Source organism: Coleofasciculus sp. E1-EBD-02 (assembly GCF_040218245.1).
Classification (GTDB): Bacteria; Cyanobacteriota; Cyanobacteriia; order Cyanobacteriales; family Coleofasciculaceae; genus Coleofasciculus.
In genome coordinates this window covers 25,075-41,246 of sequence record NZ_JAVJQN010000153.1, presented here as the reverse complement: position 1 = coordinate 41,246, position 16,172 = coordinate 25,075, and the positions used below count along the sequence as shown (strand labels likewise).

The window sequence follows — 16,172 nt, the reverse complement described above, 5'->3', positions numbered from 1 at the left end:
CTTAATCGCTTGCTGAAGGACTTGGGAGGGAACCTCTTTTAACTTGGGGAATTCCTTCTTAGCTTTAGGCAAGTTGTTAAGCTGTTGAACCTCGCCAGGAAACTTAGCATCGGCTGGAATGATGTACTCTTTCTCTAGAGAACATCTATCAATCAAACATTTGCGACTATTGCACCAATCCTTTATCTCCCCTAGTGCATAGTTGTAGGCACGTCGGCAAATTTCCATCCACTCAATCAACCGTTGTTCTTGAGCGGCATCTGGATAGATTCGGTAGCTATAGTTAAATGTCAGCATCCCCCCATTATATAACATTTTATTAGCTAGTGGTGTACTATTAAATGTTAATTTTAGAGAGATTGAATCCCGTAAAATTAACTTGGGGGAGTTGTGTATCCCAACGCTGAATTAAAACTACAGCGTGGGTCTTACAACTCCCCCAAACCCCCTACTAAGATAAATCGTTGAATTAAATGTTGTACTACTAGCCGCAGAGATATGTTGAAACCCATCATCAAAAGAGTCAATTGTAATCGTGGCAGCTTTCGCCTCACCTGCACTCAAGGCTAACGTCCCGATAATAACACTGGCGAATAAATGTCTTTTCATGTCCTTTTCTATTTTTTAGTGACACAGCCTCTTTTTTGGGCTTGCGTATCAGCATAGTCCACTAAAAAAAGCTACGGCAACCTATTTTAAAAAGTTCCGTATAAACACGTAGTTAAAGATTAATGAATAAGTAGTGTACTGAGGCGAGAGGAACAGAGCAAAGAAGAGGGAGAATAGTAGGAAGTTGAGGTTTGTTTATCTTTATGAGTACAGCAGAAAAATTGATATGTAGATACTTATTTGATGATTTTGATATCAACTAAATACGTATAAATACTGAATACCCTATCGTGGCAGTCGCTGCGACCCTTATCTCAGGCAGCCCGACAGATGCTAATTGATCACTTTCAAGTCTTCTGGGGTATTACAGTTAAATAAAATCTGGCGATCGCGAACTGGAAGTTCCTGAACAGGATGCTGTGCCAGCCATTTTTGAAAGGAGCGCCCCCCCTGATTAATATAATCGATTAATTGGGGTAAGCATTGGCGTCGGTAAAAACCACACAGGGGTTCCCATCCTTTGGGACTTCGGGGGAGTACAGCCATTACCTCTTTGGGAGTATTTGTTAACTGACTACCCCAATTTTGCAAAACCTCAACTTGAAGTTGGGGTAAGTCACAGGCGAGTAAAAGCACCCAATCTCGTTTCACTTGAGTTAATCCTTGAGCAAATGCGACCAAAGGACCATGGGATTGATCTTCTCCCAAAAGCAGCATTTCTTGGATGAGATGGCAATTTTTCGGTAGGATATTTCGATATCGTTCGGGCCAAGGAGTGACCACAAAAACTTCACGAGTACATTTAAGGGCAATGGTACAAACCTGTCTCAGTAATGGCGTACCCTGGATCGGAATCAAAGCTTTGTCCTGACCCATGCGAGAACTTTGCCCGCCCGCTAAAACCATCGCTGAGAAAGAAATATGGGAATCCGTCAGCACAGCAGACAGTTCATCTGCTAAATGCAGCCGTCCTCGCCGTACCGCCCGCAGTAGGCGATCGATAACGCATTTCTCGTCTGTACTGAGATCTTCGCCTAAAATCGCTGCCATCAGTCCATAGCGGTCAGCTTTCGTCATGTAACCAGAACTGGTCGCTTGGGCAAAGAGTTCCGAGAGAGCGCCCGGAAGAAGAATAGGAGATTGCATAGACAGCCACCGCACAACATTGCTCAAGTCAAGTTATGTTAATTTTCCTCAAATTTTACAAACAGAAAGTGATAACCCTCCGGTAGCCCTGTGATACCGATCACTTCGAGGGGAAGTAGAGACGTGCCATGGCACGTCTGGAAGCTGGGGGAGCTGAGGGAGCGGGGGAAGCAGGGGGAGAGAGTTCCTAATCAACGAATGACAAATAACAAATGACGAATGACAAATGACTTATTCGTCAATTTGCCATAGATCCCGACTCAACGGTTCATCGAGAATTTTCTTGGGACGTAACACCAGAATTAGCTGTCCCAGTAACGGTATATCCGGCTGTTCCGAAAACCACTCAATTGCCAATGTCCCCGATTGATCAACCATATAATAATTATCGGCATCCCATTCTGGTGTTTTGCGGTCAACAATTAGCAACACTGCTTCCGATTTTTGATTCTCCTGCTTAGGAATCTGAGTGATATTACCCAAAATTGCCACAGGCTCTTGTGCCTTTGCCACGATTTGCCAACCGGGAATGGCGACAATCTGTTGCTGATGGGCAGAATCCACAATCTGAAACGCCCCCTTTGTCTTCACCGCCTCCACTTGATGGAACTCAGCAGTCGTTACCGGAAACTCACCCACCAATGGGATCAGTTGCGGTAATTGTTCGCTCGCTTCCACGCGATAGAGGGGCAAACGGGGCGCTCGACGGCGGTTCCCTGCAAAAGGTTCTGTAAGTAACTGCTCAATTTCTTCCCGCGACGATTGGCTATGAGCAAACATTAACCCTCGTGCGACTAAGCGCGATCGCTCTTGTAAATTCTGCTGTTGTTGGGCAAGTTTCCAGTATTGGTACGCCACAGCATCACCCGGATGATCTGAAAATCCTTCCGGTAGGCTACGGCGACGCGACAACTCTTTCATCGCTTTTGCCACCTCACGGGCACCATCAGCATCCAGATTTCTGGCAACAATAAACTCAGAAGCGGCGGCTCGTTCCGGTTGGGTGAGAATCCGCAACTCATAGAGGATATCACTCCCCGTCCGATCAAAGCGCGATCGCACTGCCTCCGACACTCCCGCTTTGACTAACGTTTCATAGACCTGAGATGCTACAATGACTTGATTCTGTTGAATTGGCTCAAACCCCGTTTGTTCAAAAACGGCTTGGGAACTATAGCCAGCACTTTGGAGTTGTTGACACGCTTGTCCCCACTCTACCCAGTTACGTTCTTTGCGCCTGAGCAACTGAATTAGTGCATCAGCATCTACTGTCTCTGAGTGAGCTTGAGGATTATGGTGAGGATTTCCAGGTGATATTTCAGTCATAATGGGAAGAAAAGTTTGCCGTATTTTTTGAGTTATCAGATGTCTCAATTTTCTCGTGATTAAATAGTAATAGATTTAATCAAAAACTAGCTAGGGTTAGATAAAAAGCTTAAGGTTAAGACAGTTTACATCTATTGGGCAACAGGACAGACCAAAATAGCCTTACCCTTGTGGCTCGCCAGTTCAAACTTACTCACTTGGAGTTTGTTGTAGTGTTATGGACAAGGTGAACCCTAATTTTGATACTATCACTCGTCAGTTCATGAGTTTGGAGCGATCGCAAAAACCGAAAATGCTTGTGGTGGATGATGAACCCGATAACTTGGATCTCCTCTACCGCACCTTCCGGCGTCACTTTAACGTATTCAGGGCTGAAAGTGGCGCTCAAGCCCTCTCGATCCTTTCCAATGAGGGAGAAGTCGCCGTAATTATTTCTGATCAGCGGATGCCAGAAATGAAGGGAACGGAGTTTTTGAGCAAAACCGTCCCCCAGTTTCCGGATACCATGCGGATTATCTTAACCGGGTTTACGGATGTGGAAGACTTAGTGGAAGCCATTAATGCTGGACAAGTCTATCGCTATATTACCAAGCCCTGGGACCCAAACGAACTCAAAACCGTTGTAGAACGGGCAGTTCAAACCTACGAACTCCTGAAGCAACGCACCGAGGAATTGCAGCGAGCCCATGCTCAAATGGCGCTCATGGAAACCCTGGTGCAAGTGGCGCAAGATTCAGACAGCCTAGAAACCAGCTTGCCCCAAATCGCCAAAATCTTTAGCGACAGCTTTGGCACAGACATCTGTATCCTGCAACTCGTAGAAGATGATCATTTGATAGATGTAAAAGGTACACACAGCCAAGATGAATCCCTTGTCAACCCCCTAGAATCCGATCCCCTTTTGCCAGACGCGATCGCTAATCGCCAATTGCAAGTCTGGATTAACACCCCGGGTGCAACTCCCCAAGACGCCACAGAGTATTACCAGAAAATTGGCATTAAAGCCCACCTGCTGATTCCAATTGTCCACCGCAGCGAACTCCTAGCTCTACTCTCCCTCCAATGGCAACAACAGGCGCGTAAATTGAGTGAAGATGAGCTAAAACTGATTCACCTATCCGCCCAGCAGGTTGGTTTAGCGATCGCAACCAGTCGCTGAGTGTTGAATCTGTAGGGGCGGGTTTAGGGATTTCTGTGGCGCGGTTGATGATAAAGTTTATTCAAAACCCGCCCTGACCGAGTTTTAACTCCCTATTGCCTATTCCCCATTCCCCATTCCCCATTCCCTAACAAATGACAAATGACAAATGACAAATGACAAATGACCCCTCAGAAGTTCGCCATTTATTCGATCGCATCGCCCCAGTTTACGACCAACTCAACCAGTGGTTAAGTTTAGGTCAACATCGGATCTGGAAAAAGATGGCGGTGAAGTGGTGCGACTTAGAACCCGGTGAGATTGGGTTAGATGTATGCTGCGGAAGTGGCGATTTAGCCGAACTGCTAGCACGAGAGGTAGGCGCAACGGGTCAAGTGTATGGGGTTGATTTTTCGCCTCGGCTACTCGCGATCGCAAAAGCTAGGGCAACTTATCATTATCCCCCCTTAACCCTTCACTGGATTGAAGCCGATGCTCTCGATTTACCCTTCCAGGATAATTTTTTCCACGGTGCCACCATGGGGTATGGTTTGCGGAATGTTACCGATATTCCCGGTTGTTTGCGAGAACTGTACCGAGTCCTCAAACCGGGGGCAAAGGCAGCTATCCTAGACTTTCATCGTCCTCAACACCCAGCCCTACGTCAGTTTCAGCAATGGTATCTCGACACAATCGTCGTACCCCGTGCCAAATCCTTGGGCTTAGAGGAAGAATATGCCTACATCACTCCCAGCTTAGAGCGATTCCCCAACGGAAAACAGCAGGTTGAACTGGCTCACCAGGCTGGATTTAGCCACGCCACGCACTATCCCATCGCTGGGGGAATGATGGGCGTTTTGGTCGTCCGGAAACCGTAGCGTTTTGACGGAGTGGGTAAACGACTTGAGGAATTGACAGGGTGTAGGGGTGTCGGGTGTCGTTTAGCTTTTTTACAAAATAGCGAAGGTGAAAGCCCTCGTGATTTATCCGAAGAATGAAACGCCCCTTGAACCGTAGAGCCTACAATGGGGATCAGGGATTGGGGATTATAAAACGCCCAAGTCAACCCTTTCCACCAATCCTTGCTTGTCCATTCTGTATTACGTCGGTTGCTGTTTTGAATTTATCGAACCTGTGGCTGCTATTCTTACCTCCAATCGCGGGGGGAATTATTGGCTATTTCACTAATGATTTAGCAATTAAAATGCTATTCCGTCCCTACCGCCCCATTTACATTGGCAAGCGGCGGTTACCGTTTACACCCGGTTTAATTCCCGATAACCAGGAACGGTTAGCGAAACGGGTATCCGATACCATCATGGGTTCTTTGTTAACCCCGTCGGAGATGCAACGACTAGCACGGCGTCTACTGCATCGGGAACGGGTGCGTGGGGCAATTCTGTGGATGCTCAATCTGACGTTGCAACAAGTCCAGTTAGATAAGGAACAGAAAACAGCGAAGATTCTTGCGGCTATTCTCCACGACTTATTAGGAGAATCCTTGCCCCGTTTACTCAAAGTTTTAGCCCGTCGCGAGGATTTTTTAGAAGCCCAGCTTAACCAAATCTTTGATCAAATTTTGCTGGAGTTTCAACTGAATGAGCAACAAGCACAACAGCTTTCCCAGTGGATTTTGCAAGTGGCATTACCGCCTGATGTGCTGCGTCAAGGGATTATTGATTTTTTAACCGATCGCAATATCCAAATCATTGATGAAGGGTTTCGCGAGAAGACAAGTGGCACCTATTGGATTGTCGCCAATTTATTTGGGCTACGCAATACGCTAACCCGTTTGCGAACCTATTGCTTAGATGAAAAAGAGGAAAGCAATGCGCGTCTGCAAGAATTATTGACCGCCTTGGGTGCCCGTGAACGGTTACAGTTATGGCTGCAAACTCTATCTCTACAAAATTTGCCTGTGTCTACAGTGCGACAGTTACGCAAAACCATGCGGGATGCAGTACGCACTTATATTCGAGAGCAGGGCGGTGAATTTTTGCAAGGTTTAAGTCAATCCATTGATTGGGAAAAGGTCGCGGTATTAATTTTAAACCGATTGCGAGAGTCGGCGATTATGAGCAGCTCAATGGAATTAATTAGTCAAGAACTGGCATTAATTTTGGAGCGTTATCTGGAAGAAGATTTAGAAAAACTGGTGACTCAAGTTATTCCAATTTTATCCATTGATCAGCTTATTGTAGAGCGGGTAAGAGGTACATCACCGGAATCCTTAGAAGTTGCCGTTAAAGTGATTGTCAAAAATGAATTGCAAGCGATTGTTAATTTAGGCGGGATTTTGGGTGTAGTGATCGGTTTATTTCAGACTGGGTTAATCCTATTTCGGGGATTTTGAGATAGGGAACTGAAGGGGTGGGTAAGCGACTTGAATAGTCGGTAGGGTGTGGGGTGTAGGGTGTGGGGTGTCGGGGCGGGTTTGACCGATAAGTCCGATAACTTGACGAAACCTGCCCTTCTAGGGGAATAGTGGTGAGGTAAATTTTAACTCCCTGCAAGTAGTATGGCAACAAGTCGGTCTCTTAATACGGTTAGGTCTGCGATCGCGGTAAGTGCTTTAATCTTATTGATATGCAGCAGCTTACGACACGCCCTATTTCAATCTACTGCTTTTGATTTGGGCTATTTTGACCAGGCGACTTACCTGATTAGCCAGGGACAAACCCCCATTGTTTCCTTCTGGGGTTACCATTTTATGGGCGGTCACGCAGATTGGATTCTTTATGGACTCGCCTTGCTATACAAAATCCATCCCGATGTCCATTGGTTGTTTGCGGTGCAAGCCATTGCTTTAGCCGTCGGTGCTTTACCAACCTTTTATCTCGCCCGTCAAGCAGGGTTAAAGGAGTCCCAAGCAACAGCAATGGCAATCGTCTATCTGCTGTATCCATTAATTTTTAATCTCAATCTATTTGATTTCCATGCCGAAGTTATCGCTTTACCCGCTTTTTTAGGTGCAGTTTTGGCGGCGCGGCTGAATCGTAAGATTTGGTTTTGTGGGGCAATTGTTTTGATTTTGGCGTGTCGGGATGCTTTATCTCTGACGGTAGCCGCCATGGGGTTTTGGTTGTTGGTGTTTGAGAAAAAGCGGTGGTGTGGTGGGATTGCGTTAGGGGCAGGAATTGCCTGGTTTTTAATTGCCACTCAAGTGACTATTCCCGCCTTTAGACCTAATGGTGTTGAAGCAGTCGGGCGCTATGCTTTCTTAGGAGACTCGGTTCTAGAAATCGCAAAAAATCTGCTTCTTAAACCGGGGTTAGTATTGGGAAGAATTTTTACTTTGCCCAACCTGGAATATTTAGTGTTGCTGTTCTCACCCCTGATTTGGGGACTTTCACCCCAGCATCTAACCCCTTTAGTCAGTGCCGTCCCCACGTTGATTATTAATCTAATCACTGACTACCAACCTCAAAAAGATTTAATTCATCAGTACTCTTTACCTGCATTGCCTTTTCTATTATTAGCCGTCATTTCTACATTAGCCGCCGGAAAGGGATGGTTACGTCACCCGCGAAGCATGATGATCTGGTCATTTGTCGCGTTTTTAGCGTTAGCCAAATTTGGTTATTTTTGGTCGAGATATTTGGAATCCATCGATACTTGGCAAGCGACAAGGGAAGCCATTGCTCAAATTCAAACTAAAGGTGGGGTTTTAGTTCCTGCCCAAGTTGCTCCCCATTTAACCCACCGCCCTGTGGTTAAGTTGGTAACAGTTGGTGCGGAAACAACGGAGTTAGGGCAATTTGATTATGTACTATTGAATCAGCGTCATCCGGGTTGGGGAAGTAGTCCAGAGGTGGTTAATCAATTGTTAGAACGGTTACAAAATACACCGACATTTCAATTAAGTTATCAGCAGGATGAAGTTTATTTGTTTACCCAGGAATGAATGGATTTTTAGTAATAGTCCTGAATTTATTTTTCACTGAATTGGTATTAAGGATTAAGCCAAAATTCTACATCAGACTGAGACCAAGGCGACGGTGGACTGTTGCTGTAATCAATAAAATAGTCATATCCTAACTGTTCGTAGAGTTCATTAATCAACGTTTGTAAATCAACCACAGGTTCGCTGTCCTCAGGGCGCAAGGGTAGTGAGAAAGGGGGAATGCGATCGCGGAGATTAAATGGGTACAAATCTGCCAAAGGACGAGTATTGGCGCGGCTGATTAAGATACAATAATGGCTGTGAATGCTATCGTTTTCTAGAGGTAAAGCTTGCCCTTGTCGTAATAAGTCAATTTCGACTAGATGCGTTAGACTATCGAGTATCCGTTGCCGTTTGGCTATGTATTTTTGGCGACCGTCTCCGACTTTGTTAGCGGGAGATAGCACTTCAATTGCCGTGACAACCTCTTTTGTGGCGGCATCTTTAACTTGAATATAAGATTGCCGAATTTCTTGGCGGAGGGGAACAGCCACCTGAATCGGTTGAACAGTGGATTGCGATCGCGTGGTAATTGCCGAGATGGGTGATGTCTGGGTACGGCGCTGCTGTACGGTAAGGTCAGGTCTACCAATGGCGATCGCACTCGATCCAGCAATTTTATACACCCACTTATCTGTGACTACCCGATATTTGGGCAATAGCTTGGGAATCAGTGTTCTCGCTAATGACGCGATCAATTGGTTGTGAAAATCTGACCAATAGTCGGCTTGTTCGAGGTAGGGGTTCATCCCCGGAAATGGATTCGGCATTGGTAATTTGTCATTGGTCATTGGTCATTAGTCATTTGTAGAATACTTCTTTAAACCTTTACAAAGGACAAATGACAAAGGACAACCCACTTATGAACGTTTGCGAAATTCAATCACAGTATCTTTGATGGTGATGTCATAGCCGTCAAAAAAGTCATGTCCCAACAGTCCAACAGGCATGGATGGTGGTGCGATCGCGACTTCAAGATCTCGTTTCAGACGACCATCAGTTTCGATGGAGTCCAAGATTGTCACTTGCATTTGTACAACCGCGCCATCAGCAACACTCATCTGAGTAAACCCAACCGGTTTTAAGTTTAGTGAGGACGCGATCGTCTGGGTGATTAGCGTATTTGTTGCTCCGGTATCAAACAGCATATCAAATTCCCGTTGACCATTAAAGGTAACTTCGATAATGGGAATACCCCGGACTTTTCCTTTAATCGGTATCGAGAAAAACTGGGGACTACTATCTCCTTGTTTCGGTTTCGGCGGTGGCGGTATGGATCGTTGTTTGGCATCCGCCAGCAGGTTTTGGTATTGAGATAGTTTTTGTTGGGCGGTTGAGTGGTGCTGACTGGAAGCGGGTACAGCTTTTAATAACTGAATGGCTTCTTGCCAACGATTTGCCACTAAATTCCAATCCTCTCGACTCACCGCTGATTGACTAATTGTCACCGCACTTGTTGCCACATCAATGGCTTCTTCGTAGGTGTCTGATTGAGGGGGTGACGGTGGTTGGGGTTTTGAGGCTTGCGGTTTGGGCGAGGGAGAAGCGGAAGGGGTGGAAACCGGACTGGCGGCTTGCGTCGGAGTAGGACTTGCAACCGTATCCGCCTCACTATTACTACATGCACTGTTGAGTAGGGTTAATGTGCTGAATAAAGCGATCCAAACACGACGACTCCAGAAAGATTGCCACATCATTGGTAATTTGTCCTTTGTCATTGGTCATTAGTCATTGGTCATATAAGTAGGTGGACACAATTAAAGTTAGCGGTGGAGATTAGGGAACAGGGAACAGGGAACAGGGAACAGGGAACAGTAAGGGTTTTAGACTTGTTTACATAACTTAATCTAGTTAAGTTTATTTCCACCAACCTACTTACCAAATAATTATCGCACTTGATGGGGGCGGGTTTTGAATCAACGTTACGATCAACAGCAAAACACAAGTCCCTAAACCCGCCCCTACTTGCCTCAACATTCATCCCTACCGATATCTAAGTTCGATCACATTTTCTTTAATCGTCACATCGTAGACACCAAAAAATCCTTGTCCTAATAGTCCGATATCGAGGTATTGATTAATCGTCACCTCCGGATTCGTGACTTCAATACCGCCGACGGCGACAGAATTGACGCGACCTCGCGGAACTTCGACTTTGCCACCCGCCGTGGAGGTGATAACGACGCCTTCGGGTGCAACGTTTAAGACTTGTGCCATTGGAGGGGTAATGGCAATTCCAGACGCCCCTGTATCGAAGAGCATTTCAAAGCGGCGGTTGCCATTAAATTGAACATCAACGACCGGAATTCCGGACAATCGGCGTTTAATGGGAACTTGAATCACTGAGGGTGTACTGCTACCACTACCACAAAGGTGTCCCAGATCAATGACATTGCCGTTGCTGTCTTCTAGGTAGCAGGGCAAATCACTCTGGGAATGGGAGATACTGGTAGATGAGATAATTCCTGCGATCGCGAGGAATACAGGTAAGACTTGGCGGGATAAATAGCGTTTCATGGTGATCTTGCGCCCAGTTCGGCAGCAATCGTTGTCAGTCGTCCAATTTTCTATTTCTTAATTTAACCCACAACAGGGGGGCGCGTCCTCTGTTCAGCTCATCGTAGGGGTTGTCAGGGAACAGGGAACGGGCAATGGGTAATTTCTAGGCGTCCATGTTTTAGCGATGATGAGAGTGAAATAGATTGAACCGATTACTCATCCGGATATCTGATCAAGATGATGTAGATATTAATAAACTTTCATGATTCTTCGTTGTTACAAAATTGTTGCTCAAGAAACATCTGAATCTTATTCAGTGGATTAAAAACTGGGGGAGTCGTGCAAAATTCAAAAGACAATCTATCTAAAAAATGCGAACAATTGGGGTAAATCTACCCTGCGCCCCTCCACCCCTGCTCCCTGGCTTCCCGCATCCCATCTCATCAACCTTAGAACTGTCTGTATTAAACCTTCATCCACTCTAAAATGGCTTTTCCTCTCTTTTTCGGGCAACAATCGATCACACGGCGAACGCTGGTTAATGTAGCCTTAAGGATTGCTGGAGTTATTGTTGTATTAACGACGTGGAGTTATTTTCACACCTTATCGTTTTTTGAATCTGAAGCATTGGAACGGGTCAAAAAACATGTGTACGAACGAGGTGAGCGGGAACGCATTCTCTTCTCTATCGCTGTAGATAATCATACGCTGCTCAAACAAGAATTACTAAAGCACCTAAAAGAACCCGATTATAATTCCTACACTAAATTCGATCAACTCTTTGTCGAATGGTCTGATGGGGTGATTCGCAATCGACCTCAAGATCAGCCCCCGGAAAAGTTTGACACTCTTGAGCAGGCGGGGGTTTATATCGATGAAAACCTAGTCATTGATGCAGAGGTTCGACAGCGAGTTCTTGCCTTTTACAACTTAACCACAACCTATGGCTCAGTTTGGCATCATCGTTTTATCAATACCTACATTACTAGCCCCGACAATATTATCGCCATCTATTGGCCCGGAACGCCCTGGGTGCAACGAGCTTCGACTGAACTTAATCTACAAAACGAGAAAAAAGCCTATCGTGCTAAAACCCAAACCAATGCAGAGTCAAAGACGGTATGGACAGGACTTTATTACGATCCGCAGGCTCAAGATTGGATTGTCTCTGTGAAAACACCTGTTAATTTAGATGGTGAACATATTGCCACAATTGGACATGATTTGACTCTGAATCAACTGATGAATCGCATGATTCAGGATCACACGGAGGGCGGTTATAATATTCTGTTTAGCGGGGATGGTCATCTCATTGCTCATCCCGATAAAATCGAGGAAATTAAACAAAAAAAGGGGCAATTCAATATTCTTGAATCCGATGACCCCCACCTTCAGCGTATCTTTCAATTGGTCAAAGACATAACCCCCAATCAAATCATCATTGAAAATCCTAAAGATAATGAATACTTAGCTGTCGCCAGAATTGATGAACCGGATTGGTATTTAGTTACCGTTTTTCCCCAGTCAATTTTAGCCAAACCCGCCCGAGACACAGCCGGCTTTATTCTGGGGTTAGGGATTGTCGCACTTGTGCTTGAACTGTTAGTCCTCTATTTTGTCCTGCGTCGCCAAGTTACGAATCCCTTAATTGAGTTGATGGGAGCAACGGAACGAATTGCGGCTGGAGATTTGAATATTCAACTGGATGATACTCGCAAAGATGAGTTAGGACGTTTGGCAAATCTGTTCAATTCAATGGCGGTTAAAGTCTACGTCCGCGAACAATTCTTAAAACAAGCTGAATCGGAAGCCAAGCGCTTACAGAAAACTGAAGCAGATACTCGCCAGCATGTTGAAAGTATTAATCAAATTCTCGAAGGTCGCGTTGAAGAAAGAACCGCTCATTTGACGGCTATTATTAATAATTTAGTCGATGGCTTACTGGTTACTGACACTCAAGGAAAAATATCTCAGTTCAATCCCGCTTTCCTCAGGATGTTAGGGTTAGGAGAACTTGATATTACGGATAAAAAGGGTCAAGATATATTAAACAGCGAGTTAGTGGAATTAGTCACCCAAACCCAAAACCATCACCGCGAAGTCTTTACCGCAGAAATTGATCTAGCGGGGGGACGTATTGGTAAAGCTGTAGCCACCGCCATTGATAAAGTGGCTTTGGCTGATGGTGCAGTTGAGGAGTTTCTGGGTTCAGTTATCCTGATTCGAGATATTACCGTTGAAAAAGAAGTGGATCAGATGAAAACGGATTTTATTTCTACCGTTTCTCACGAATTAAGAACCCCGCTAACTTCTGTCTTGGGATTTACCAAAATTATTAAGAAAAAACTAGAAGATGTCATTTTCCCCCAAATCCAAACCGACAACAAGAAAATTAATCGAACTGTTCGCCAAGTCAAAGATAATGTCACTATTATTGTCTCGGAAGGAGAACGGTTGACAGCTTTAATTAATGACGTTCTCGATATTGCCAAAATGGAAGCCGGGAAAGTCGATTGGAATATGCAGCCGTTGTTGGTTAACGAGATTATTGAACGGGCAATCGCGGCGACATCCTCGTTATTTGAGACTAAACACATTCAATTTATTAAAAATGTAGAAACTGAGCTTCCAGAAATTTCTGGGGATAAAGATAGACTGATTCAAGTTCTGATTAATTTAATTTCCAATGCTGTTAAGTTTACTCAAAAAGGCTCAATAACCTGCCGAGCGACACAAAGGCATAGTGAAATTATTATTAGTGTGATTGATACAGGTATGGGTATTGCTCCCGCTGATCAGCCCCAAGTCTTTGAAAAATTTAAGCAAGTTGGGGATACGTTAACCGATAAACCGAAAGGAACGGGTCTAGGATTACCGATATGTAAGCAAATTGTTGAACATCATGGTGGCAGAATTTGGGTCGAAAGTGAACTGAAAAAAGGAAGTACATTTTCGTTTACTCTTCCCATTCATACTAATCTACCTGTCCAAGTAAATATGATGGATATGGACACATTGGTTAAGCAGCTTCAAGTAACGGTCACTCCTGATAAATCATCCACGAACAAGACTCCCAATAAAACAGTACTGGTGGTCGATAATGAAGCCTTAATTCGTCAACTGTTGCGACAAGAACTTGAGTCACGGGGATATCAAGTCCGGGAAGCCAAAGATGGTCTAGAAGCGATCGCACTCGTTAAGCAAGAACGACCGGATCTAATTACTCTGGATGTGATGATGCCGGAAATGAATGGCTTTGATGTTGCTGCTGTATTGAAAAATGACCCATCAACCATGGACATTCCCATTATTATTTTGTCCATTATTGAAGACCATGAACGAGGTTATCGATTAGGAATCGACAAGTATATCACTAAACCCTTTGAATCGGAACAATTACTTCAGGAAATTGATTCTTTAATTGCTCAAGGAAGTTCTAAAAAGAAAATATTAGTCGTTGATGAAAATATATCCACCGTTAAAACTCTGGCTGATGTCCTAACCACCAGGGGATATAATGTGATTGAGGTCTTTGATGGGGAAGATTTTAAAGAAAAAGCTATTTCCGTTAAGCCGGATATGATTATTGTCAATTCTGAGTTGTCGGAACGATATAATATTGTCAAAACCCTGCGCTTTGAAAAGGGACTGGAAAATGTATTTTTTCTCTTATTAGCGAATGAAAAAGCAGATGGTAACCATCAGTCTAAAGAAGTTGCTGAATAAAAAGGATGTTTTATCTCTGATCAAGGAAATGAGTGCGGTCATGGAGACACCGATTCTGATTCAGGATACCCAGGGTCGTCTCCTTTTTGGTGAAGAAAATCAAAAGGAATTGGGACATTATCCGGTAAAGCTGGCTGATGATATTATTGGTTGGATCACAGGGGGTGAAAAAGCCGCATCATTGGCGTCCCTCCTGAGTTATATTGCCAATAAAGAAATTCAGGAAAAAATGCTGGCGCGGGAAACCTTGGATAAATATAAAGAGATTAACATGCTTTATAATATATCAGGACGGTTAACCGCTTGCCTTGATCTCAAACAAGTTGCCAACTTAATCATTGATGAAGCCACGCGATTAATTAAAGCCACCAGTGGTTCACTCATGTTATTAAATCCCGACACGAGTGAGTTTGAGTTAGTCGCTGCCATTGGTCAAGAATATGACCCAAAAGCGCCCTTGGCATTGGGGAAAGGAATCGCTGGTAATTTAATTTTGACGGGTAAAGCCGAAATCATTAATAATGTGCAGGCAGATATTCGATTTGTCGAAGGTCGGAATCAAATTTACGCTCTAATTTGCGCTCCTTTGCAAACCAAAGATGGTATCATTGGGGTGATTAATATTAGTCATCAAGAGCCAATTAATTATACGGCGGCTGATTTAAAGTTATTGACGGCTTTAGCCTCGCAAGCAGCATCTGCCATTGAAAATGCAATGTTGCATGAACAAAAACTCAAAGAAGAGCGGATTAAAAGTAATCTCGAACGTTATGTCTCTGCTAAAGTCGTTGAAGCCATTCTGGAAGAAAAAGATGATTTTTCGTTTGAGCCAGCTAAACGGGATATTGCCATTTTATTTTCAGATATTAGAAATTTTACTACGAAATGTGAGGAATTACCTCCGGAACTAATCGTCGAATACTTGAATGAATATTTTACCCACATGGTTGATGTCATTTTCAGCTATGGCGGAACGGTTAATAAGTTTGTGGGTGATATGATTGTGGCAATGTTTGGCGCTCCCTCTCGCTTAGTTTACAGTGAGCAAGGTGCGATTAAAACAGCAATTGAAATGCAAAAGCGGATCAAAGCTATTCCGGTTCCTTGGATTCGCCAAAATTTTATTACCGGAATTGGTATCAGTTCAGGGGAAGTGATTGTGGGAAATGTTGGCTCTCCTCAGCACATGGATTATACTGCTATTGGGGATAAAGTCAATATTGCCTCTCGTCTACAATCCATTGCCAAAGGGGAACAAATTTTGGTGTGTCGCAGTGTCTATGATGTTACCTATAATCTGTTTGATTTTAAGGAAGTTGGCACTGTGCAAGTTAAGGGTAAGAAAAAGCCTGTAGATGTATTTGAAGTGATCTATTAAGATGAATAAGAAAGTCTTGATTGTTGATGATGAACCGCATATTCGCCTGTTAATGGCACAAACTTTAGAGGAGTTGGAAGATGAAGGCGTAGAAGTCCTGATTGCGGAAAATGGCGAAGAGGCAATTGAAACCATTAAAACGGAAAAACCGGATTTAGTGTTTCTGGATGTGATGATGCCTAAGATGAATGGTTTTGATGTCTGTTATGCCGTTAAAAATAATCTGGATATTAAAGATGTCTACATTATTATGTTAACGGCAAAGGGGCAAGAGTTTGATAAAGAAAAAGGGCAACAAGTCGGGGCGGATTTGTATATGACTAAGCCGTTTGATCCCGATGAAGTTGTCGAAAAATCCTATGAAATTCTGGGATTATGAGGGGATAGCATTTCTTGCTTTTCACGGG

The 16,172-nt window shown here is 44.2% G+C and carries 14 protein-coding genes; 7 read left to right on the top strand and 7 right to left on the bottom strand.

Annotation, left to right across the window (positions count from 1 at the left end):
* The 4 genes from RIC07_RS24855 to RIC07_RS24840 all read right to left on the bottom strand — a co-directional run.
* Positions 1–297, bottom strand: a 297-nt coding sequence (locus RIC07_RS24855) for a helix-turn-helix domain-containing protein (protein ID WP_446396848.1), incomplete at its 3' end; no start/stop codon positions are given.
* Positions 298–414: 117 nt separating this feature from the next.
* A complete protein-coding gene (locus RIC07_RS24850; protein ID WP_446396842.1) occupies positions 415–609 on the bottom strand; it encodes a hypothetical protein in 195 nt (64 codons plus the stop codon).
* A 333-nt stretch (positions 610–942) separates the two neighbouring features.
* Positions 943–1,530 (bottom strand): molybdenum cofactor guanylyltransferase, encoded by a 588-nt coding sequence (locus tag RIC07_RS24845; RefSeq protein ID WP_446396847.1) that lies wholly within the window; start codon positions 1,528–1,530, stop codon positions 943–945.
* Positions 1,531–1,986: 456 nt separating this feature from the next.
* Positions 1,987–3,081, bottom strand: coding sequence for a RuBisCO accumulation factor 1 (locus RIC07_RS24840; RefSeq protein ID WP_446396841.1), 1,095 nt, complete (start codon positions 3,079–3,081; stop codon positions 1,987–1,989).
* A 217-nt stretch (positions 3,082–3,298) separates the two neighbouring features.
* On the opposite strand from RIC07_RS24840, the gene RIC07_RS24835 reads away from it, so the two are divergent.
* The 4 genes from RIC07_RS24835 (at position 3,299) to RIC07_RS24820 (ending at position 8,123) form a co-directional block, all read left to right on the top strand.
* Complete coding sequence (locus tag RIC07_RS24835; RefSeq protein ID WP_446396840.1) at positions 3,299–4,240, top strand: response regulator; 942 nt, start codon at positions 3,299–3,301, stop codon at positions 4,238–4,240.
* 155 nt (positions 4,241–4,395) lie between these two features.
* Positions 4,396–5,097: a bifunctional demethylmenaquinone methyltransferase/2-methoxy-6-polyprenyl-1,4-benzoquinol methylase UbiE gene (ubiE, locus tag RIC07_RS24830; protein WP_446396839.1), complete on the top strand. Its 702-nt coding sequence runs from the start codon at positions 4,396–4,398 to the stop codon at positions 5,095–5,097.
* Positions 5,098–5,336: 239 nt separating this feature from the next.
* The gene (locus RIC07_RS24825) at positions 5,337–6,572 is read left to right on the top strand and encodes a DUF445 domain-containing protein (protein WP_446396846.1); all 1,236 of its coding nucleotides are present in this window, start codon (positions 5,337–5,339) and stop codon (positions 6,570–6,572) included.
* 165 nt (positions 6,573–6,737) lie between these two features.
* A complete protein-coding gene (locus RIC07_RS24820) occupies positions 6,738–8,123 on the top strand; it encodes a DUF2079 domain-containing protein (protein ID WP_446396838.1) in 1,386 nt (461 codons plus the stop codon).
* A gap of 47 nt (positions 8,124–8,170) precedes the next feature.
* Here the strand turns inward: RIC07_RS24820 and RIC07_RS24815 are convergent, their stop codons facing one another.
* The 3 genes from RIC07_RS24815 to RIC07_RS24805 form a co-directional block, all read right to left on the bottom strand.
* Positions 8,171–8,953 carry a DUF4058 family protein gene (locus RIC07_RS24815; RefSeq protein ID WP_446396837.1) on the bottom strand — a complete coding sequence of 261 codons (783 nt, stop codon included), beginning with the start codon at positions 8,951–8,953 and terminating at the stop codon, positions 8,171–8,173.
* Positions 8,954–9,022: 69 nt separating this feature from the next.
* Positions 9,023–9,880 (bottom strand): retropepsin-like aspartic protease family protein, encoded by an 858-nt coding sequence (locus tag RIC07_RS24810; protein WP_446396836.1) that lies wholly within the window; start codon positions 9,878–9,880, stop codon positions 9,023–9,025.
* Between the two features lie 265 nt (positions 9,881–10,145).
* Positions 10,146–10,679, bottom strand: a complete 534-nt coding sequence (locus tag RIC07_RS24805) for a retropepsin-like aspartic protease family protein (RefSeq protein WP_446396835.1) — start codon at positions 10,677–10,679, stop codon at positions 10,146–10,148.
* Positions 10,680–11,147: 468 nt separating this feature from the next.
* Between RIC07_RS24805 and RIC07_RS24800 the strand changes: the two genes are divergently transcribed.
* Genes RIC07_RS24800 through RIC07_RS24790 form a run of 3 tightly spaced genes read left to right on the top strand, consistent with a single transcriptional unit; the run spans position 11,148 to position 16,144 of the window.
* On the top strand, positions 11,148–14,387 hold the full coding sequence (locus RIC07_RS24800) for a response regulator (protein ID WP_446396834.1): 3,240 nt from the start codon (positions 11,148–11,150) through the stop codon (positions 14,385–14,387).
* Positions 14,353–15,765 (top strand): adenylate/guanylate cyclase domain-containing protein, encoded by a 1,413-nt coding sequence (locus RIC07_RS24795; protein ID WP_446396833.1) that lies wholly within the window; start codon positions 14,353–14,355, stop codon positions 15,763–15,765. Before RIC07_RS24800 ends, RIC07_RS24795 begins: the two co-directional genes overlap by 35 nt.
* A gap of 1 nt (position 15,766) precedes the next feature.
* A complete protein-coding gene (locus RIC07_RS24790) occupies positions 15,767–16,144 on the top strand; it encodes a response regulator transcription factor (protein WP_446396832.1) in 378 nt (125 codons plus the stop codon).
* The last annotated feature ends 28 nt before the right edge of the window (positions 16,145–16,172 follow it).